At 72.2% G+C, this 18,638-nt stretch carries 19 protein-coding genes and 1 pseudogene; 7 read left to right on the top strand and 13 right to left on the bottom strand.

The features are described from left to right. Nucleotides 1-100: 100 nt before the first annotated feature. From H293_RS0122615 to H293_RS0122625, 3 genes are all read right to left on the bottom strand, one after another. Nucleotides 101-1,129 (bottom strand): LLM class flavin-dependent oxidoreductase, encoded by a 1,029-nt coding sequence (locus H293_RS0122615; RefSeq protein ID WP_020120122.1) that lies wholly within the window; start codon nucleotides 1,127-1,129, stop codon nucleotides 101-103. A gap of 91 nt (nucleotides 1,130-1,220) precedes the next feature. Further along, nucleotides 1,221-2,729, bottom strand: coding sequence for a metallophosphoesterase family protein (locus tag H293_RS0122620; RefSeq protein WP_020120123.1), 1,509 nt, complete (start codon nucleotides 2,727-2,729; stop codon nucleotides 1,221-1,223). Between the two features lie 61 nt (nucleotides 2,730-2,790). Continuing rightward, entirely contained in the window at nucleotides 2,791-3,669 is an 879-nt protein-coding gene (locus H293_RS0122625) for an MHYT domain-containing protein (protein ID WP_020120124.1), read from the bottom strand. A gap of 203 nt (nucleotides 3,670-3,872) precedes the next feature. On the opposite strand from H293_RS0122625, the gene H293_RS0122630 reads away from it, so the two are divergent. Then, nucleotides 3,873-4,190, top strand: coding sequence for a hypothetical protein (locus H293_RS0122630; RefSeq protein ID WP_020120125.1), 318 nt, complete (start codon nucleotides 3,873-3,875; stop codon nucleotides 4,188-4,190). 15 nt (nucleotides 4,191-4,205) lie between these two features. Here H293_RS0122630 and H293_RS0122635 read toward each other — a convergent pair whose 3' ends face one another. From H293_RS0122635 to H293_RS0122660, 6 genes are all read right to left on the bottom strand, one after another. Continuing rightward, complete coding sequence (locus tag H293_RS0122635) at nucleotides 4,206-4,991, bottom strand: alpha/beta fold hydrolase (RefSeq protein WP_020120126.1); 786 nt, start codon at nucleotides 4,989-4,991, stop codon at nucleotides 4,206-4,208. A 68-nt stretch (nucleotides 4,992-5,059) separates the two neighbouring features. Continuing rightward, on the bottom strand, nucleotides 5,060-5,752 hold the full coding sequence (locus tag H293_RS0122640; RefSeq protein ID WP_020120127.1) for a 2-phosphosulfolactate phosphatase: 693 nt from the start codon (nucleotides 5,750-5,752) through the stop codon (nucleotides 5,060-5,062). Nucleotides 5,753-5,847: 95 nt separating this feature from the next. Then, nucleotides 5,848-6,660, bottom strand: a complete 813-nt coding sequence (locus H293_RS0122645; RefSeq protein ID WP_020120128.1) for an SAM-dependent methyltransferase — start codon at nucleotides 6,658-6,660, stop codon at nucleotides 5,848-5,850. A gap of 162 nt (nucleotides 6,661-6,822) precedes the next feature. After that, nucleotides 6,823-8,196 carry a DEAD/DEAH box helicase gene (locus tag H293_RS0122650; RefSeq protein ID WP_020120129.1) on the bottom strand — a complete coding sequence of 458 codons (1,374 nt, stop codon included), beginning with the start codon at nucleotides 8,194-8,196 and terminating at the stop codon, nucleotides 6,823-6,825. 155 nt (nucleotides 8,197-8,351) lie between these two features. Further along, a complete protein-coding gene (locus H293_RS0122655) occupies nucleotides 8,352-9,110 on the bottom strand; it encodes a dienelactone hydrolase family protein (protein ID WP_028808096.1) in 759 nt (252 codons plus the stop codon). A gap of 127 nt (nucleotides 9,111-9,237) precedes the next feature. Beyond that, nucleotides 9,238-9,858 (bottom strand): L-threonylcarbamoyladenylate synthase, encoded by a 621-nt coding sequence (locus H293_RS0122660; RefSeq protein ID WP_020120131.1) that lies wholly within the window; start codon nucleotides 9,856-9,858, stop codon nucleotides 9,238-9,240. Nucleotides 9,859-10,000: 142 nt separating this feature from the next. Between H293_RS0122660 and H293_RS0122665 the strand changes: the two genes are divergently transcribed. The 4 genes and pseudogenes from H293_RS0122665 (at nucleotide 10,001) to H293_RS52805 (ending at nucleotide 12,748) form a co-directional block, all read left to right on the top strand. Beyond that, the gene (locus tag H293_RS0122665; protein ID WP_020120132.1) at nucleotides 10,001-10,915 is read left to right on the top strand and encodes a MerR family transcriptional regulator; all 915 of its coding nucleotides are present in this window, start codon (nucleotides 10,001-10,003) and stop codon (nucleotides 10,913-10,915) included. A 248-nt stretch (nucleotides 10,916-11,163) separates the two neighbouring features. Continuing rightward, nucleotides 11,164-11,721: pseudogene (locus tag H293_RS59725) on the top strand (CdaR family protein); the annotation flags it as partial. Nucleotides 11,722-11,969: 248 nt separating this feature from the next. Further along, nucleotides 11,970-12,206 (top strand): hypothetical protein, encoded by a 237-nt coding sequence (locus H293_RS0122675; protein WP_020120133.1) that lies wholly within the window; start codon nucleotides 11,970-11,972, stop codon nucleotides 12,204-12,206. 293 nt (nucleotides 12,207-12,499) lie between these two features. Continuing rightward, on the top strand, nucleotides 12,500-12,748 hold the full coding sequence (locus H293_RS52805) for a hypothetical protein (protein ID WP_051138142.1): 249 nt from the start codon (nucleotides 12,500-12,502) through the stop codon (nucleotides 12,746-12,748). Between the two features lie 36 nt (nucleotides 12,749-12,784). Here the strand turns inward: H293_RS52805 and H293_RS0122685 are convergent, their stop codons facing one another. Further along, on the bottom strand, nucleotides 12,785-13,528 hold the full coding sequence (locus H293_RS0122685; protein ID WP_020120134.1) for a CbtA family protein: 744 nt from the start codon (nucleotides 13,526-13,528) through the stop codon (nucleotides 12,785-12,787). Nucleotides 13,529-13,544: 16 nt separating this feature from the next. After that, the gene (locus tag H293_RS0122690; protein ID WP_020120135.1) at nucleotides 13,545-13,763 is read right to left on the bottom strand and encodes a CbtB domain-containing protein; all 219 of its coding nucleotides are present in this window, start codon (nucleotides 13,761-13,763) and stop codon (nucleotides 13,545-13,547) included. Nucleotides 13,764-13,977: 214 nt separating this feature from the next. Between H293_RS0122690 and H293_RS0122695 the strand changes: the two genes are divergently transcribed. Beyond that, nucleotides 13,978-14,595, top strand: a complete 618-nt coding sequence (locus H293_RS0122695) for a histidine phosphatase family protein (RefSeq protein WP_028808098.1) — start codon at nucleotides 13,978-13,980, stop codon at nucleotides 14,593-14,595. 115 nt (nucleotides 14,596-14,710) lie between these two features. On the opposite strand, the gene H293_RS0122700 is transcribed toward H293_RS0122695, so the two are convergent. Further along, nucleotides 14,711-15,595, bottom strand: coding sequence for an alpha/beta fold hydrolase (locus H293_RS0122700; protein WP_020120137.1), 885 nt, complete (start codon nucleotides 15,593-15,595; stop codon nucleotides 14,711-14,713). Between the two features lie 116 nt (nucleotides 15,596-15,711). Between H293_RS0122700 and H293_RS0122705 the strand changes: the two genes are divergently transcribed. Then, nucleotides 15,712-17,691, top strand: coding sequence for an AfsR/SARP family transcriptional regulator (locus H293_RS0122705; protein WP_020120138.1), 1,980 nt, complete (start codon nucleotides 15,712-15,714; stop codon nucleotides 17,689-17,691). 257 nt (nucleotides 17,692-17,948) lie between these two features. Here the strand turns inward: H293_RS0122705 and H293_RS0122710 are convergent, their stop codons facing one another. Continuing rightward, nucleotides 17,949-18,581 (bottom strand): class I SAM-dependent methyltransferase, encoded by a 633-nt coding sequence (locus tag H293_RS0122710; protein WP_033415589.1) that lies wholly within the window; start codon nucleotides 18,579-18,581, stop codon nucleotides 17,949-17,951. Nucleotides 18,582-18,638 lie beyond the last annotated feature (57 nt).

Consider the following 18,638-nt stretch of genomic DNA (forward strand, 5'->3'; position numbering starts at 1 on the left):
CGCCGGGGCCGTGCAGGGCCGCGTGTCGTGCGGCCGGAGTGCAGGCGTGTGACACGCAAGCCCCGGACGGAGCGGCTGCCGTCTCCGGCGGCACGCAGAGTTACGCCCCCGGTCGCCATCCCAGTGCCGGACCCAGCTTGGCCGCCATGTCGGTGAGGATCTGGACGTAGTCCTCGTGGTCGAAGGTGAACGGCAGGGCGAACGCCACCTCGTCCACCTCACGGAACGCGGCGTGCGCGTGCAGCTGTTCGGCGATCTCCGCCGACGTGCCGACGATGTCCGGCGCGAACATCAACCGTGCGGGTCCCTGCGGTGACGCGGTACGGGGGGTGCGCCGGGCCGCGTACTCCTCGTACTTGGCGCGCTGCTCCGGCGAGGCCGAGTCGGTGGGGATGACGACGAGCCCCTGGGACACGCGGGCCTCCTCACCGTCCGGGTGGGCGGCACGGAAGGCGCGGATGTGCGACAGCTGGATCTCCGCGAAGTCGTACGGTCCCTCCCGATCCTCCGCCTTGACCACGCTGCTGGTCAGGAAGTTCATGCCGTGCTCGCCGGCCCAGCGCGCGGAGCTCAGACTGCCGCCGCCGTACCAGAGACGTCGGCCGAGGCCGGGGGAGTGCGGCTGCACCCGGTCCGAGAAGACCTCGAAGCCCTGCACCCCGCTGAAGTCGCTGGCAGGCTCGCCCCGCACGAGGTCCAGCAGTCGCCGCACCCGCTCGTACGAGAAGTCCTCGACGTCGGCCGTGTCCGGGTACAGCGCCCCCTTGACCTCGTCGAAGTGCATCGGCGGCCCCACGCTCACGCCGGGGTTGATCCGGCCTCCGGACAGGATGTCCACGGTCGCCAGGTCCTCGGCCAGCCGCAGCGGGTTCTCCCAGCCGAGCGGGATCACCGCCGTGCCGAGCTCGATCCGGCTGGTGCGCTGGGAGGCCGCCGCCATGACCGCGACGGGGGAGGAGATGCCGTACTGGAGATGCCGGTGGCGCAGCCACGCGCTGTCGAAGCCGAGCCGCTCGCCCAGCTCGATGATCTCCAGTGTGGACTCGTGGCCGCGCCGCGGATCCGCCTCGTCGAACAGGCCGATGGTCAGGAAGCCCAGCTTGCGCAGGGGGCGGGGGGTCGACGGCACGGGCTCCTCCGGGTTGTTTGACGTATCAAGTAGTACGGAAGTGCCAACTCGGCCCTCTCACGTGATGTTCCCGATCGCCGGGCCCCTCGGGTCAAGATCGGGTAAGGGGAATGGTCACCTCGTCCTCGACCGGCGGGTCGATCTCCTGGGCCAGGTTGCCGGTGGCCGCGAAGCAGCGCAGACGTACCGCCTCGGGGGTGACGTCGAGCCGCAGGAAGCACTTGAAGAACGGCGGGCTGTACGTCGCCGAGCTCGGTGAGAACAGCTGTGTGTAGATCTTGCGCACCGGGAGGCGGAACCGCGAGGTGCGGTCGGGCCGGCCGCCTGCGCCCAGGAGACTGGCGACCAGACGCGTGCGGAAGGTGATGCGCGCCGCCTCGCCCGGAACACGCGTGGGCGGGATACCGAGGCGCTCGGCGATCACCGCGGTGGCCTCGGCCTCGGTGAGGGTGAAGAAGCGGCGCAGGTGCAGCCGGCGGCCGTAGAGCCTGCTGTAGAAGGCCAGGGAGTCGCCGCGCAGCGGATAGCAGCGGAAGTCCTTCTCGGTGACGTTCGCGACGGAGACGTGCGGGATGGTGTGCGTGGCGTGCATGAACGCGCCACCGCCGCCCGAGACGACGTACTGGATGGTGCGGCCGTCCACGTCGACCGGATAGCGCTGGTAGTTGTGGATGTCGCCGCCTATCGCCGCGACGTAGTGGTGCTCCGGGTCGCGCACGATGTCGTCGACCGTGCCGCCGCCCTCGATGGCGCACGGGTGGTGCTCGCCGTCCACGTACAGGGGCGAACCCGTGATGAGGATCTTCGGGCGCGGGCCCCGGGAGACCTCGCGCAGCCAGGCGCCCTGTTCCGCGTCGAGGGAGCCGAGCAGCCCGGTGTCTATGCCGATGATCCGCAACGGTCCGGAGTCGACGGCCCAGTACGGGCCCGGCTGGACGGCCTGTTGGGTGGTTTCCGCGCGCAACCGGCGTGCCTCGTCGAGGTGTTGGCCGTCGTTCGCGTGCGGTCGGTGCCACAGCACGGAACGCAACCAGGCGCGGGTCAGGGGGCTGGGCGCCGGCTCGGGGTCCAGGGGCGGGGCGTCGTCGCAGAAGACGCGCATGAAGGCGCCGAGATCTTCGTACCAGTCGTGGTTGCCGGGTATCGCGTAGATCGGCGCCGGATAGTCCTGGTAGGGCCCGAAGAACTTCGTGCCGTAGTCGTCCGCGCTGCCCACCGGGTAGATCACGTCACTGGCGACGACCGCGAACCGGGTTTCCTGACTCATTCTCAGAAACCCCGGCACGACGGCGTATTGGGGATCGTCGCCCTCGCCGGTGTCGCCGATGACCATGAAGGAGAACCGCTCCGGATCCGCCCTCCGGATCACCTTGTCGGCGGGGGCGCCGGCCGCCGCGCGCTGGGCGACCCAGCGGCTTCGGGTACGGCCCGTGGGGTCCCCGAACCAGGAGGCGAGCACGCCGTTGCGGGCGGCCCACAGGGTCCTTGGGTTCAGCCACGAGATCTTCTCGACCTTGGGCGGCATCAGCCGCTTGTACTCGCCGAGTCGGGTGGAGCCCCAGCCGGCGCCTTCGGCGGTATCGCGTGAGGAGTCAGACACCGGTGCACCGTAACAACGATCTAGAACCGGCCAGGAAGGGGGAGGGCCTACGGCAGTCCCCTCACCGCTGCCGGCCGTGCGGTGCGGCCCAGTGCGGATCCTGCGGTGCGCGGGCGTGGATCACCCTGGGCTCCTGATCCTCGAAGGGCGGGTCTGACGGCGGTGCGGTGTGCGCGGTCGAGGCGGAGGTCCGGTTCCAGTCGCCGTCACCGAGCACCAGAAGCGGGTCGAACATGACCACCACTCCGGCCAGCAGCAGAAAGATCGCCGGTCCCAGGAGCATGGGCAGCAGCAGCGAGGAGGGTGAACCACCGGCCCACGAGCCGCCGGTCCCGTCGTGCACATGGACGCTGACCGCGGCCATGCCCGTGTAGTGCATCCCCGTCACGGCCACGCCCATGATCAGGCTGGCCCCGAGGCTCGTCAGGAAACCGCGGATCGTGACGGCCGCCCACAGTGCCGCGGTCGCCGCGACGATCGCGATGACCACGGAGAGCGCGACGACGGCCGCGTCGTACCGGATCGTCCCGTTGAGGTGCAGTGCCGCCATGCCCAGGTAGTGCATCGCCGCCACGCCGAGGCCGGTGACCGCGCCCGCGAAGGACAGGTTCAGGGGGCTGGCGCCGCGATAGCCGACGATGAACACGCCGATGCCCACGACGACGACGGCCACGGCGAGGCTGAGGACCGTGAGCCCGGCGTCGTAGCGGATCCGGGTCTCCACGACCTGGAAACCGATCATGGCGATGAAGTGCATCGTCCAGATGCCGCAGCCGATGGAGGCGGCGCCGAGCGCCAGCCAGCCCGCCTTCCACGACTGGGCGCTGAGCAGGGTGCGCACGATGCAGCGCAGTCCCAGGGCCCCTCCGAGGCACGCCATGAGATAGGCGGCGACCGGGGTCACCGCACCGTAGCGGAACCCGTCGACCGTGCCTTCCATAAGCCAACTCCCCCCAGAGTTCTGGCCGGTTGTGGAGGAAGAGTGACGGCTGGGAATCGGGTAAAGCAAGGCATTACCGAGGGTAAGCGGTGAACTCCTGTAGAGCGATGTTGAACTTTAGTCATATGGGGGCGAGTTCCGGCCAAGTGCGCTCCAGGAGCTCGCGGGTGTGCCAGAGTTGAGCGCCTTTCAGCATTACCGCGGTGCGGGTGATCCCGCTCGACATCGGCGCCGGGATCGCGCGGCGGCTGGGGGCCTCGGGGCGGGACATCGCGTTCACCTACCTGAACCCGTACGAAGCCCGCATGCCTTGGGGCGCCGAGTCCGGCGCGACCGGGACGATCGAGGCGAGTCCGTCCGAGCGGGGCGCGGCCGGCGCCTCCATCGAGGTGGAGCGACGGCTGGGCCCCGTCACCGCGCAGCGCGGTACCGGGCGGATCGTCGGCCTCGCCAGCGACTGCTCACGGGAGGGGCAGTGGGTCAACGGGCAGCTGCTGATGAGCAACGGCGTCTTGGCGTAAGGCCGTTCTGCCGACCTATCTGCCGGTGCGGCACGCGAAGAACTCGCCCAGCAGGGGCAGCAACAGGGACGTCCGCTGCATGAGGGTCATGTGGGTGGTGGCCGGAAGGACGGCCAACTGCGCCTCCGGCATCAGCTGTTGCATCTCCGCCGCGTGCTCCACGCGTACGAAGTCGCTGTCGCCGACGATCAGCAGTGTGGGCACCCGCAGCCCGCGCAGGTCGTCGGCGGTCCAGGGCAGCGGGGCGTGCGCGGCGGCCGAGACCTTGGCGAGGAAGTCCTGGAAGTGCTCGGGGTGGGGTGCGGTGACCGCGTAGGCGTCGGCCATCTCCTGGAAGTCGTCCTGGCTGGGCAGCCGGGACGAGCCGTAGTCCGGGACGCGGACCTCGTCGTGCACCCCGTCCTGGGTGTACATGGTGGCGGCGAGCGCGAGCCGTCCCACGCGCTCCGGGTGCCGGACCGCGATCTCCAGCGCGGTCAGGCCGCCGAGGCTGAACCCCAGGAAGTCGGCCTGCCGAATGCCGAGTTCGTCGAGCAGGGCCACGACGTCCGAGGCCAGATACGGCACCGTCATCTCCCGGGCGGTGTCGGCGGTGTGGCCGTGCCCCTGCAGTTCGGGAGCCACGACGGCCCGGTCGGCGGCCAGCGTGGGCAGTACGGCGGAGAAGGTCAGAGGAACGGTGAGGGCACCGCCGTGCAGCAGCACCAGCGGGCGGCCTTGCCCGAAAGCGGCGCCGTGGGTCTCGTAGTACATCTCCAGGCCGTTGACCTTGGCGCATGCGGAACTGGTCGGCACGGTCATCACATCCGTTCTGCGGAAGTCGTATGCGAGGAAGACCCTGAACGGGCGCCGAAGTCATCGGTCCGGTGTCAACCGGGCGGGGCGGGCACCGGCCGCAGCGCCATCAGGGCGCCTTCGCGACGCGCGACCATGGCGAACGGAAACCGGTCGGCCTCCAGGCAGAGGCGGACGTCGTCCGGGTGGATCCCCGGCAGCCCGCGCCGCGCCCCCTGCGCCAGCTCGGCCGCCCAGCGGGAGTCCCGCGCACGACGGAGATACGGTGCCGCGTCCACCTCGGCGGAGTCCACGCGCCGCCCGATGTACTCGGCGCACGCGCGATCCTCCTCGGCCCGTCCCTCCTCGCCGGTGACGACGAACGTCACCTCCTGCGCGCCGTGCTCACGCAGAAGCCGCGCGGTCGCGCCGGCCACGAGGAAACTCGCGCACAGCAGCAGCCGGGCGTCGGCCACCGCCAGGGCGCCCACGGTCCCCGAGGTCGTCTTCTGCACGATCGTGCGGCCGGGGAGGTCGTGTCTCGCCAGTGCGGCCGGGGAGTTGAACGCGTCGAAGCCGGGTGCGGGCGCACCGTCCTTGAGGGCCAGCCAGCCCGGGTGACGTGCCGTCAGCTCAAGGGCCTCGTCCTCCGAGGAGGCCAGGACGATCTTCTCGGCGCCCCCGGCGAAGGCCCATGCGGCCACCGAGAACGCGCGGAGGACATCGATGACGACGGCGACGGCGGGAGTCCGCGTCACCTCCGGTATGCCGAGGAAGCGAGAGCGCATCCGGCACATGGTGCCCCAGCCCGGCCGTGCTCGTCGGGGATTTTCGCCACGCCGAGCCGGGCCTCGTCACGGGCTCCGGTCGCCGTGTCCTCCCGTCACGGCTTGCGGGCCAGCCCGCCGTGCTCGGCCACTTCCGGGGTGGGTGAGCCGGGATCCGGACGCCACCGCGTGACCGGGACGACGCCGGGGTCGACGAGTTCCAGGCCGTCGAAGAAGCGGGTGATGTCGCCGACGGTGCGCAGGACGTACGGGACGGCGCCGCTGTTGTTGTAGGCGTCCTGGGCCTGCTCGAAGACCGGGTCGACGCCGAGCGAGCCGTCGTTGAGGCAGAGGTGACTGCCCGGGGGCAGCGCGCCCATCAGCCGGGTGACGATCGAGCGGGCCTGCTCGTGGTCGGCGACGTGGCCCAGGATGTTGCTCAGGATGAGCGCGACCGGTCGGCCCAGGTCCAGGGTCTCGGCGGAGGCCGCGAGGATACGGTCCGGGTCCGTCGCGTCGGCCTCGATGTAGGCGGTGGCGCCCTCGGGGGTGGAGGTGAGCAGGGCGCGGGCGTGGGCCAGGACCATCGGGTCGTTGTCGACGTGGACGATTCGGGCGTCGGGGGCGATCCCCTGCGCGACCTCGTGGGTGTTCTGAGCGGTCGGCAGACCGGTGCCGACGTCGAGGAACTGCCGTATGCCCGCCTCGGAGACCAGATAGGTGATGGTGCGACGCAGGAAGGCGCGGCTGCCGCGGGCGATCGTGACGATGCCTGGGAAGACGGCGGTGTAGGCGTCGCCGGCCGCTTGGTCGACGGGGTAGTTGTCCGTCCCGCCGAGCCAGTAGTTCCAGATGCGTGCGGAGTGCGGCACCGAGGTGTCGATCTCCGGATGGTCTGTCGGCTCGGGCGTCGTCACCGGTTCGGGCATGAGTCGGGTCCGTCCTTCAGCCGGGGCGTCGATCGTGCACGCCCCAACTTATGTCCGAACTCCCGCCGCTCGCCTGCCCGTTCGAGAATTCCTGTGGGGCATTCCAGCGGGCCGGGACATGGCCCGGCGCAGCCAGGAAGCACCGACGCGGGGCGACGGGTGTCAGCCGCCGCGACGTACCTGGGCCGCCCTCCGGGCCTCGGCGAGCTTGCGGGCCTCACCGGACTTGCGGGACTTGCCGCCGGTGCCGCGGGAGGCGTCCTTGCTGGTGCCCAGCCCGCGGAAGGGGGCGTTGGTGTTCTTGGGCCGGGGCACGGCGGGCCCGCCGTCGAGCGCGGTGCCGGAGGGAGCCTTGGCCCCGGTGATCCGGCTCAGCTCCGCCTCGCCCGAGCGCACCTTGGTCACGGTCGGCTCGATGCCGGCCTCGGCCATCACGCGGCTCGTCTCGCGGCGCTGGCCCGACAGCACCAGGGTGACGACCCGTCCCGACTCACCCGCCCGGGCGGTTCGGCCCGCGCGGTGCAGGTAGTCCTTGGCGTCGGTGGGCGGATCGACGTTCACCACGAGGTCCAGGTCGTCGACGTGCAGGCCACGCGCGGCGACGTTGGTGGCGACCAGGACGGTGACCTGCCCGGTCTTGAACTGGGCGAGAGTGCGGGTGCGCTGCGGCTGGGACTTGCCGCTGTGCAGGGCCGCGGCGTGCACTCCGCTGCCCCGCAGATGCCGGGTGAGCTGGTCGACACCGTGCTTGGTGTCCAGGAACAGCAGTACGCGGCCGTCGCGGGCGGCGATCTCTGTCGTGACGGCGTACCGGTCGGGGCCGTGGACGACCAGGACATGGTGATCCATCGTCGTGACGGCGCCCGCGGACGGGTCGACCGAGTGGACGACGGGGTCGTGGAGGTAGCGGCTGACCAACTGGTCCACATCGCGGTCCAGGGTCGCCGAGAACAGCATCCGCTGGCCCTCGGGCCGCACCTGGTCGAGGACCTCCGTGACCTGCGGCAGGAAGCCCAGGTCGCACATCTGGTCGGCCTCGTCGAGGACGGTGATCCGCACCCGCCCCAGGCGGCAGGCCTTGCGCTCGACGAGGTCGTGCAGTCGGCCGGGGGTGGCGACGACGACCTCGGCCCCGTCCCGCAGCGCGGCGATCTGCCGGCCGATGGACATGCCGCCGACGACCGCCGCCATCCGCAGCCGGAGCGCTTCGGCGTACGGGGCCAGTGCCTCGCCGACCTGCTGGGCGAGCTCCCGGGTGGGCACCAGGATCAGTGCGAGGGGCTGCTTCGCCTCCGCGCGCTGCCCGGCCGTCCGCACGAGCAGTGGCAGGCCGAACGCGAGCGTCTTGCCCGATCCGGTGCGCCCGCGCCCCAGGACGTCGCGTCCCGCGAGGGCGTCGGGCAGCGTGGCCGCCTGGATCGGGAAGGGCTCGCGCACCCCGTGTTCGGTGAGGGTGCGCAGCACCTCGGCCGGAAGTGCCAGGTCGGCGAAGGAAATGGCAGGGGCCGCTGCGTCACGGTGGTCGGGGTGGTCCATGGAGAGCCTTCCGCAGAGGAGACGTACCGAGGAAGGCCCGGCAGGAAGTCATGAGCGCGCAAACGTTAGACGGTAACACAAAGTGATGGTGGGTCCAGGTGCGGCGAAGGTGCGGCCCTGGTCGACAGCCGACGGACTGGGGCCGCACCGAAGCGTTACTGGAACGTGCGCTTGAGCAGGTCGAGCAGCGCGGCCCAGTGCCGCTCGTCGCCCTCGCGGTGGTACGCGGCGGTGTCCGCCTGGGTGAAACCGTGCGGGGCGCCGTCGTAGACCTCGCACCGGTGGCGGACCCCGGCCTCGGTGAGCGCGTTGGCGAGCCGCTCGATCTGCTCGGGAGGCAGCGACGGGTCGCCGTCGGCGTGACCGAAGTACAGCTCGGCGGTGATGCGCCCGGCCACCAGGTGCGGGCTGTCCGGAGCGTCGGTCGCCAGGCGCCCACCGTGGAAACCGGCCGCCGCGGCCACCCGGTCCGGGTACGTGCCCGCGGTGAGCAGGGACAGCCGTGCGCCCATGCAGTAGCCGGTGACAGCGACCGGACCGTCGGTGGCCTCGGGGCGGTCGGCCAGCCAGCGCAGATACGCCCCGGCGTCCCGCATGGCGAGCTCGGGCGTCAGCGCCTGGATGACCGGTGCGATCTTCTCGAAGATCTCCGGCCGCGCGCCGGGGTCGATGAACTCCGGCAGCTCGAAGACCGGCGCGCGCCCGTGGCGGTAGAAGACGTTGGGGACGAGGACCGTGTAGCCGGCCTCGGCGAGCCGGTCGGCCATGGTCCGCAGCTGGGGGCGCAGCCCGAAGGCGTCCTGGAAGAGCAGAACGGCCGGCCGGGGCACACCGTCGCCCGGGTGGGCCAGGTAGGCGTCGGCGACACCGTCCTCGGTGGGGATGTCGACGGCGGTTCCCTGTACGGAGGTCATGGGGGGGTGCCTCTCTGCGCGTGCGACGGCGAGCAGGTCGCCGACCCGGTGGCGGAACCGGGCCGGCGACATCGTTGCACGCACCATCCAACTGGCCTCCGTGGCCCCCTCCTACTTGAGAGCCGCTTTACTCGAACCTGCTGGTGTCACCCGCACCGTGTCGCACGATCTCCGCCTCGCCGCCCGAGAAGTCGATCACCGTCGTCGGTTCGGTGCCGCAGTCGCCGGAGTCGACGACGCCGTCCAGGACGTGGTCGAGACGGTCCTTGATCTCCCAGCCCTGGGTCATCGGCTCCTCCTCGTCGGGCAGGAGCAGGGTGCTCGACAGCAGCGGTTCCCCGAGCTCGGCGAGCAGCGCCTGGGTGACGACATGGTCGGGGATGCGCACGCCGACCGTCTTCTTCTTCGGGTGCTGGAGCATGCGCGGCACCTCCTTCGTCGCCGGGAGGATGAAGGTGTAACTGCCGGGCGTCGACGCCTTGATCGCGCGGAACACGTCCTTGTCGACCCGTACGAACTGGCCGAGCTGCGCGAAGTCCTGGCAGACGAGAGTGAAGTGGTGCCGGTCGTCCAGATGACGGATGGTCCGGATCCGGTCGATGCCGTCACGGCTGCCCAGCCGGCACCCGAGCGCGTAACAGGAGTCCGTCGGATACGCGATCAGCGCGTCCGACCGGATGCTCTCGGCGATCTGGGAGATGGTGCGGGGCTGCGGGTTGTCGGGGTGCACGTCGAAGTACTTCGCCATCCGTCGAGCTTATGCCGTCGGCACGCGGCGGCGGCGCAGGCCCGGGTGGCGCCGACCGGTGACGGGTGACTCGCACCCCCTGCCCCTTCTTTCGCGTGCGCCGAGTTGAGTCTCCCGCAAGGGGAGACCGCAGGATGAGGTCATGGACGACGGCGGCACCTTCCACTCGATCGGTGACCTGGCCCGGCAGACCGGGCTGACGGTGAAGACGATCCGTTTCTACTCCGACGAGGGCATCGTGACCCCCGCAGACCGCACCCACGCCGGCTACCGCCGCTACGGCCCCGAGGCCGTCGCCCGGCTCGCCTTCGTACGGACGCTGCGCGAACTCGGCCTCGGTCTCGCCGCGATCCGGCAGATCCTCGACCGTGAACTGGCCCTCGACGAGGTCGCCGCTCAGCACGCCGCGGCGCTGGACGCCCAGATCGGCATCCTGCGGCTGAGGCGGGCCGTACTGACCGCCGTGGCGCGACGCAGGCCCACACCCGAGGAGACCCACCGCATGCACGAACTGGCCCGACTGTCCGAAGCCGAACGCCGACGCCTGGTCGACGACTTCCTCGACGCCGTGTTCCCGGACCCCGGCAGTGCGGCCGCCCGCCGCTCCATGACCCCGGAACTCCCCGACCGGCCTACGGAAGAACAGCTGGAGGCGTGGATCGAGCTGGCCGAACTCACCCACGACCCGGACTTCCGCGCGGGCCTGCGGCGCGCCGCTCAGGCCTACCGCTCCGACGCTGCCATGCCGCCGCGCCCCGACGTCGTGGCCCTGGCCCGGGACCACGCGGAACCCGCCCTCGACGCGGGGATCGCGCCGGATTCGCCTGAGGCCGACCCCGTCGTCACGGCACTTACCGCCCACTGCGCCCGCACCCTGGACCGCCTCGACGACATGGCCCTGCGCCACCATCTGCTGACCCGTCTGGAGTCCGCCCACGATCCGCGCAGGGACCGCTATTTGGAACTCCTCGCCCTCATCAACGGATGGCCCCCGCCGACCCGCCTCACCCCGGCCCTCGTCTGGTCCACGACCGCACTGCGGGTGCGGACGGCGTAGTGCGCGGGTCCGGGTGCGGCGGCACCCGGCAGCCCACCCTCGACCTAACCCTCCCCACGCGCACCCCCCCACTCGCACCCTCCTCACCCACCCCCTCCACACCAGACCGCGTCCGACCGAGCGCCCGCCGACCGCACGTGAGGTGGCGTCCCGAGCGGTGCGCCAGGAAGGACGCGAGAGGCGAGCGAAGGGTGACGTGGCAGGTCAGGCGGGTGGGGGTCGGGCGGAGCGGGATGCCTCGCGGACCGACCGCCGGCGCCTACGGGCGGGCGGTCAGCGCCCTCGCCGTGGCCCGTGTTCGGCCGGACAAGGCGGCGCTGTGCTCCGAACGCAACCGCCCCGAACGCCTGATGGACCCGGCGGCGCTGCGTGAGTGGACCGCCCGGCTGCCGCGTCCGCTGGACGGCCTGCGGCACCACACCCGCGCCGAACTGCTCGCCACCACCCGCCCTCGGCCTGGACTTCACCGCCGTGAGCGCCGCCAAGGTCCTCGGCGTCAGCCGCAACACCGTCCGCGCCCGGAGGGAAGGCGTCGAGTCCCTGCCGCGCACCGACTTCACCGATCTGACCGTCCGCGCGACCGTTCACCTGGCCCTGAGCACCCAGGTCAGTCTCGCGGACGTACAGGGAGAGCACGGCGGCCCCGGCAGTCCCGCGTCCGGCTGGGCGACCTGCTGGCCGGACCCGCGCTGGAGACGCGGGCACGGGAGTTGCTGGGCCGCTGGACTCTGGCGGCCGGCGGGCTCGACCACCCCGTCCTGCTCCGGGACGATCCGGGCCATCCGGACGCACCGGTGCACGGGTGAGCCCTGTGCCGCGATCAGCGGGCATCGACGCGATGCACGGGGTGCGCAGGTCACGTAGGTTCGACGCACCGCGGGGGAACGACCGGGACGGGGACCGGTCGCGCGCCCTGGGACGTCTCTCCGCATGAGCGTCCCCGGACGGCCCGGGACGTCGATCTCCTGGCTGATTTTCCGCCCGGGTGGGGACTGACCTGCGGACGGCGGGTACTCGTCCGGCTCCGGAACGACTACCGCTGGAGGAGGCCGGAATGACCAGCAGCACGGAGACCGGCAGCGCGACCGGCACGCCGGACAAGGACTACAACCTGCTCTGGTATGTGGAGGCGTGCCTGAGCAACGCCCTGCGACTGGAGAGCTACATCCAGGACGCGGAACGCGGCAAGGACACCGAGGTCGCCGACCTGTTCCGCAAGGCCCAGGCGGACAGCCGCAAGGGCGCCGAGATCGGCAAGAAGCTCCTCCGCGCCCGCCTGAACGGCGGCTGACCGGTAGGTGCGGAAGGGCCGGACAGACGGGTGTCCGGCCCTTCCGTCATGCACGCCCGCCTCGGTCTGCGCGGCCGGACGCCGCCCCGGTTGACCGGCGCAGGTGTGGTTCGGGTCGGACGGCGACGCCCCGCCCTCGGTGCGATCAGCGGCTGAACAGCCGCAACCGGTCTTCCGTACCCCGGGGCGTAGTCAGACACCGCTGGGACCCCGCGGCCGTCGAAGGGCTCCGCAGCGCCCGCCGTCGGCATCATGGCCCCCGCCGGGATCGAGGTGATCGCCGGGCCGGCGGGTTGCAAGGCCGAGATCCGTATCGAGGGGACGAGCTGCGCGAGGGGCTGTGCCACTCGGAGCAGGCGGACTACCGCATCACCACCTTCTCCGCGGAGAAGTACAACGAGGCGTGGCTCGACGCGGCCGGCGTCTGCGGGGGCACGTACCTCGGCGGCCCGCGTTGGGTGGTCAGCGCCAGGGCGGAACACCTGGAACAGGCCAGGAACAGGCCCGGCGGGACCGTACGGCAGCTGAAGAGCGTGTCGTAGGTTCCGCCGGGCGCGCCCCCGGCGGAACCCACAGCGTCAGCCGACGAGCGCGGAGACCTCGGGCCGGGCGGGCCCCGGTTCGAGGACCCGCTCGGCCAGGTAGCCGAACAGCAGCCCGAACGCCGCCCACAGGACGGCCTGGACGCCGAGGGAGGCCAGGCGGAACTCCCACAGGTCGGTGGCCGGGAAGCCCTTCGGGGCGTTGTCCCCGGCGGGCAGGACGACCATCGCCACCGCCACCGCGGCGGTGAAGGCCACGGCGGCCGCCGTGGAGGCGTTCCAGTTGCCCCAGGCCGGGGCCAGCCCGCGGCCCAGCAGGACCGCGCCGATCCCGAGGAGCACGCTGAGCGCGATCATCAGGACGAACAGGGCGGTGCGCTGGTCGATGGTGTCCGGGTCACCCACCGCGGGCGGGTTCGCCGGGTACTTGAGGATCGGCACGAGGTAGACGGTGAGGAATCCGCCGAGCGCCGCCAGACCCGCCGTCGCCCGTGCGCCGAACCGGCCGATCCGGCCCAGCGCGAAGCAGCACGCCAGCGCCATGATGCCGCCGATGGCGACCCCGAAGACGAGGACACCGGTGGCCAGTCCGGCCGTCGACTGCACGGAACGGCTGACGAGTTCCTCACCGTGCTCGTGGGAGCCGGCCTCCTCGAAGGCGATGGCCGCGTCCACCGGACCCTCGCCGACCAGGTAGGCGAAGACGAAGGCCAGGACACCCGCGCCGAGCCCGGCGAGCATGCCGCGCGCCAACAGGGCGCGTACGACTGTGGAGTTCATGATGGTCCGCCCCGCCTCAGTGGCAGGGGAAACCGAGCAGGTGGCGTGCGTCGTGCACCCACTCGTGGACGCCCTCGCCGGAGACGAGTGCGGTGGCGCCCTGCTCGGCGCCGACGAAGTACAGCAGGACCAGCATCAGGACGCCGAAGAAGACGGCCCAGGGGACGAGCGCGCGCACCGGCAACGGTGTGAGGACAGGGGTGGTGGGCGTGGGGGCGGCAGTGGACTGCGCCATGGCGAGACCTCCTCGGGAACAACGCGTCCCGCATCGTGTGGAGCACTCGACGACGGCGTGGGGTCTGACTCACCACCACCTCGTCGCCGAGGTGTGGCACACAGTGGCGCGACCGTGCCGGGCTTGCACCGGACTTCCGTGGCGCCGTCGTCCTTGTCGTCCCAGATGGTAGGGGCAATGCGGGCGTCGGCCAACATGGCGTACGCCACCTACGATGAACCACCCCCGGCGACTCGACGAAAGGGCCCGCATGACCGTCCGGCTCACCCTGCTGTGCGCGGCCGCCCGTACGGAACGCGACGTCCGCTTCGGCGACGCGCCCCTCGACGAGCGGGCACTGCACCGGGTGCGGGCCGTCACCGGAACCCTCCCGCGGGCCGCCACCCGCTGCTCGGCGCCCTCCCGGCGCTGCACGGAGACGGCCCGCACCCTCGGGTGGGAGCCCGTCACACCGCAACCGGCTTTGCGGGACCTCGACATGGGGTCCTGGTACGGCCGCACCCTCGACGAGGTCGCGGCAACCGACCCGTCGGGACTGGCCAGTTGGCTCACCGACCCGGCCGCGGCGCCGCACGGCGGGGAGAGCGTGGCGCGGATGTGCGACCGGGTGGCCGTATGGCTGGACGCGCTGCCGTCCGACGCGGGGCGCGTGCTGGCGGTGGTGGAACAGGCGGCGGCGCGGGCCGCCGTCGTCCACGCGCTCGGAGCGCCTCACCAGGCGTTCTGGAGAATCGACGTCCCGCCGCTGTCCACCGTGGAACTCACCGGCCGCGCTGGCCGCTGGAATCTGCGGATGGCCGAGCTGCCGCTCGGTCCTCGCCCACCAAGGTGAGCTCGTCCCCGACAAGGGTGTCGCCGGGCCTCGGCCGGCTGCGACCGGCGTCGGACCGGCCGGCGTTCAGCCGGACGACGTCACGGTCGTCACGCCGGATCGAGACGCCCGCGGGTCAGTCGCCCCGAAGCATGAGCTCCCGCAGGGCCTTCGCCACATCCGCCGGTGCCTCCTCCGCCATGAAGTGGCCGCAGGAGACGGTCGCATGGCGAAGGTCGTCGGTCCATGCCTCCCACAGCGCGGTGGCCTCGTAGCCGAGCGCGGCCCCCCAGTCCTGCTGGAGCACGGTCACCGGCATGCCCAGACGGTTCTCCGCGGCCCGGTCGGCCTCGTCGTGCTCGACGTCGATGCCGGCGGAGGCGCGGTAGTCGGCGACGATCGACGGCACCGCCTCGCGGCAGGCCCGCAGATACTCGGCACGGATCCGGGGCGGGATCGCGTCGGGCCGCTTCGCCCAGACGTCGAGGAAGTGGCCGAAGAACGCGTCCGCGCTCGCGGAGATCATCCGCTCGGAGAGACCGGGTGGCTGGGCCATGAGGTAGAGGTGGAAGGCGACCGTCGCCGACGTGCCGTGCAGGGCGCCCCACATGTCGAGCGTCGGCAGGACGTCCAGACAGGCCAGGTGGGAGACCGCGTCCGGGTGGTCGAGGCCCGCGCGGAAGGCCACCAGCGCGCCCCGGTCGTGCCCGGCCAGCGCGAACCGGGGGTGCCCGAGCCGGTGGGCGAGGGTGACGACGTCGGCCGCCATGGTGCGCTTGGAGTACGTGTGGGGGCCGTCCTCGCGCGGCTTGTCGCTGTCGCCGTAACCGCGCAGGTCGGGGCAGATCACGGTGTGGTCGGCCGCGAGGTCCGCCGCGACATGGCGCCACATCAGATGGGTCTGCGGGAAGCCGTGCAGCAGGACGACGGGCGTGCCGGTCCCTCCTACGGCCACCTGGAGGGACACGTCCTCGGCGACGGGAACGCGCTGGTACTCGAAACCGGGAATGGTGGGTTTCACGGTAGGGCTCTCTCAGATCGGGCGGTTCAGGGGAGGCGTCCGGACCCGGAGTCGCCGATGTCCTCAGGATCCGGGGAGCGAATGAGCAACGGATGAACGCGTGTACGTTGAGGTGTGTGCGCGTGGTCGAGTTCGGAGTCCTGGGGGCCGTTGCCGCCTGGGACGAGACCGGGGAGCCGATCGCCCTGAAGGGCCCGAGGCATCGCGCCGTGCTGGCCCGCCTCCTCGTCGCCCGCCGCAGGGTCGTGCCCGTTCCCCGCCTGGTGGAGGACCTGTGGGCCGGGAACCCGCCGGCGGACGCGGTGGGCACCCTCCGGACCTTCGTCGCCGGGCTGCGACGCGCGCTGGAGCCCGAGCGGCCCCGCCGGACGCCCTCCCGCCTCCTCGTCACCGAGGGTCCCGGCTACGCACTGCGCGCCGAACCCGCCCACGTCGACGCCTGGCGGTTCGAGCACACCGTCGCCGCCGCGGCCGACCTGCCTCCCGCGCAGGCGGTGCCGCGGCTCACCGAGGCTCTGGAGCTGTGGCGCGGCCCCGCCTACGCCGACGTCGCCGAGGAACCCTGGGCCCGTGCGGAACGCTCCCGGCTCACCGGGCTCCGCCTGACCGCCGTGGAACGCCGTGCCGAGGGCCGGCTCGCCCTCGGCGCCGCCGCCGACGCGGCGGCGGACCTCGACGCCCACGTGGCCGAGCACCCCTGGCGGGAGGACGGCTGGCAACTGCTCGCCCTCGCCCTGTACCGCTCCGGACGCCAGGCCGACGCCCTGTCCGTCCTGCGGCGCGCCCGAGGACTGCTGCGCGAGCACCTCGGCGTGGAGCCGGGCCCGCGGCTGAACCGCACCGAGCAGGACATCCTGCGGCACGCCGAGCACCTGGACCCGGGCCCCTCGGACCCGGCCGCACAGGTGTGGGCCGAGGCCTCCGCGGCGTACGAGAGCATGGTCCCCCCGCGCGCACGCACCCGTCTGGAGTCGACCGCGGTGCTCATGCGGGACCTCGCCGTCACCGGGGGCGGCGGACTGGAGGCGGCACGACGGCACCGCGCGGCGGCCGTGGCGGCGGCCGAGCAGCTGGGCGACCCGGAGCTCACGGCCCGCGTCATCGGCGTCTACGACGTCCCCGCCGTCTGGACCCGCTGCGACGACCCGGCGCGGGCCGACCGGCTGGTGGGCACCGCGGAACGCACCCTGCGCCTCCTGGCGCCGGGCGCGCACGAGGCGGCCAGGGCACGGCTCCTGGCCACCGTGGCGGTGGAGTCCCGCGGCACGCTTCCCGACGGGAGGCGCGCCCTCCACGCGGCCCACCAGGCAGTGGAGAGCGCACGCCGACTCGAGGACGCCGACCTGCTCGTCTTCACCCTCAACGGCCTGTTCATGCAGAGCTTCGAGCGGACCGGCCTCGCCGCCCGACGGGACGGGATCGGCGCGGAGATCACCGAAGTGGCCGTACGGCACGGCCTGTTCACCTACGAGGTCCTCGGCCGGCTGATTCGGCTGCAAGCCCACTGCGCCGCCGCCGACTTCGCGGCCGCCGACCGGCACGCGGCGGCCGCCGACGCGCTCGCGGAACGCCACGAACTGCCTCTCGTCGCCGTCTTCACCACGTGGTACCGCGCCCTGCGCACCGCGGCGACAGAGCCCCCGCACGTCGGCGAGTCCGCGTACCGGGAGGCCGCCAAGTCCCTCGACGGCGCGGGCATGCCGGGTCTGGAACGCGGACTGCTGCCCCTTGCCCTGCTGTGCCTCAGGCTGCACCACGGCCTCCCCGTCACCGCCGACCCGCACACCGACTGGGGCCCCTACGAATCGTGGGTGCGCCCCCTGTTGCTGCTCGCCGAAGGACGCGACCGGGACGCCGTGCGCCTGTTGGCCGACGTCCCCTCCCCGCCCGGTGACCTGGTGTGCGAGGCGCTGTGGTGCCTGCTCGCCCGCGCGGCGATCCAGGTGGGCGACCGTGCGCTGATGCGGCGCGCCCGGAGCGCACTCGAACCCGCCCGGGGCGAACTCGCGGACGCCGCGAGCGGACTGCTCACCGCGGGTCCGGTCGCGGACCATCTGGACGCACTGGCCTCCGCGTTCACCGTGCACGCATCTTGACCTCGGTCGAGCCGGAGGCTCAGCGTTCGGGCGTTCACCGCGATTGAATGGCCGACTCCGCGGGCATCGGCCGGTACCGCTGCACGGTGACTATTGGGGGCCGGCTGGACGCCTTCCCACGGCGCCGAGTTGGAGCTGGGACAGGTCAGCGACACGTTCCGCTTGGTGCGGTGAGAACACCATCGAGGTCGAGGTGGCGACCCCCGCCGCATGTGCAGGTGGCCGTGGGCTGACCGACCTGGGATGAATCACGCGTGTCACTGGGGAAGAGTGCCATACAGGAACAGGTGGGGTTCGGGGGCCGCGTCGGGGTGGTCCGGGGTGAACTCCACGAAGGATTCGGACTCCACCGTCAGACCCGCGTCGCGCACCACGGCCACCACGTCCTCGGCGGCGAAACTGGTCGCCCGGACGGGCCGGCCCATGAACTCGACCGCCAGGTCCTCCACGTCGGCCGGCACGGTGGCGAGGACCAGGGAGCCGCCCGGCCGCAGGGCCCGGGTCAGCCGTCCCAGCACCTCCGACTGCTCGGCGCGGGTCATCTGGAGCAGCGAGAAGTACACGCAGACCGCGTCGAACGAAGCCTGCTCCAGGGGCAGTTCACGGATGTCTGCGTGATGGAACATGGCCTGCGGAACCTGCCGCACGGCGAGGCCGACCATGACGGGGGAGACGTCCACCCCCAGCACCTCGTGACCCGCGGCCACCAGCGTCGACGCGGTGGGCCGGCCGGTGCCGCTGCCCACGTCCAGGACCCGGCTCCCGGGAGCCAGCCGCCCGAGCAGCCACTCCAGCGACGCCAGATGAGCTTCGGAACGGGCGAACGCCTTCTCGTACTCCAGGCCCAGCGCATCGAAGACCACTGCAGCCCGCTGCCCTCTGTCGGCCACGACTCGCTCCCCCCTCGCGGTTTCCGGAATCGTAGCCCGGCGGCGCCCGTCCCCGGC

The organism is Streptomyces canus 299MFChir4.1 (assembly GCF_000383615.1).
GTDB lineage: Bacteria > Actinomycetota > Actinomycetes > Streptomycetales > Streptomycetaceae > Streptomyces > Streptomyces canus_C.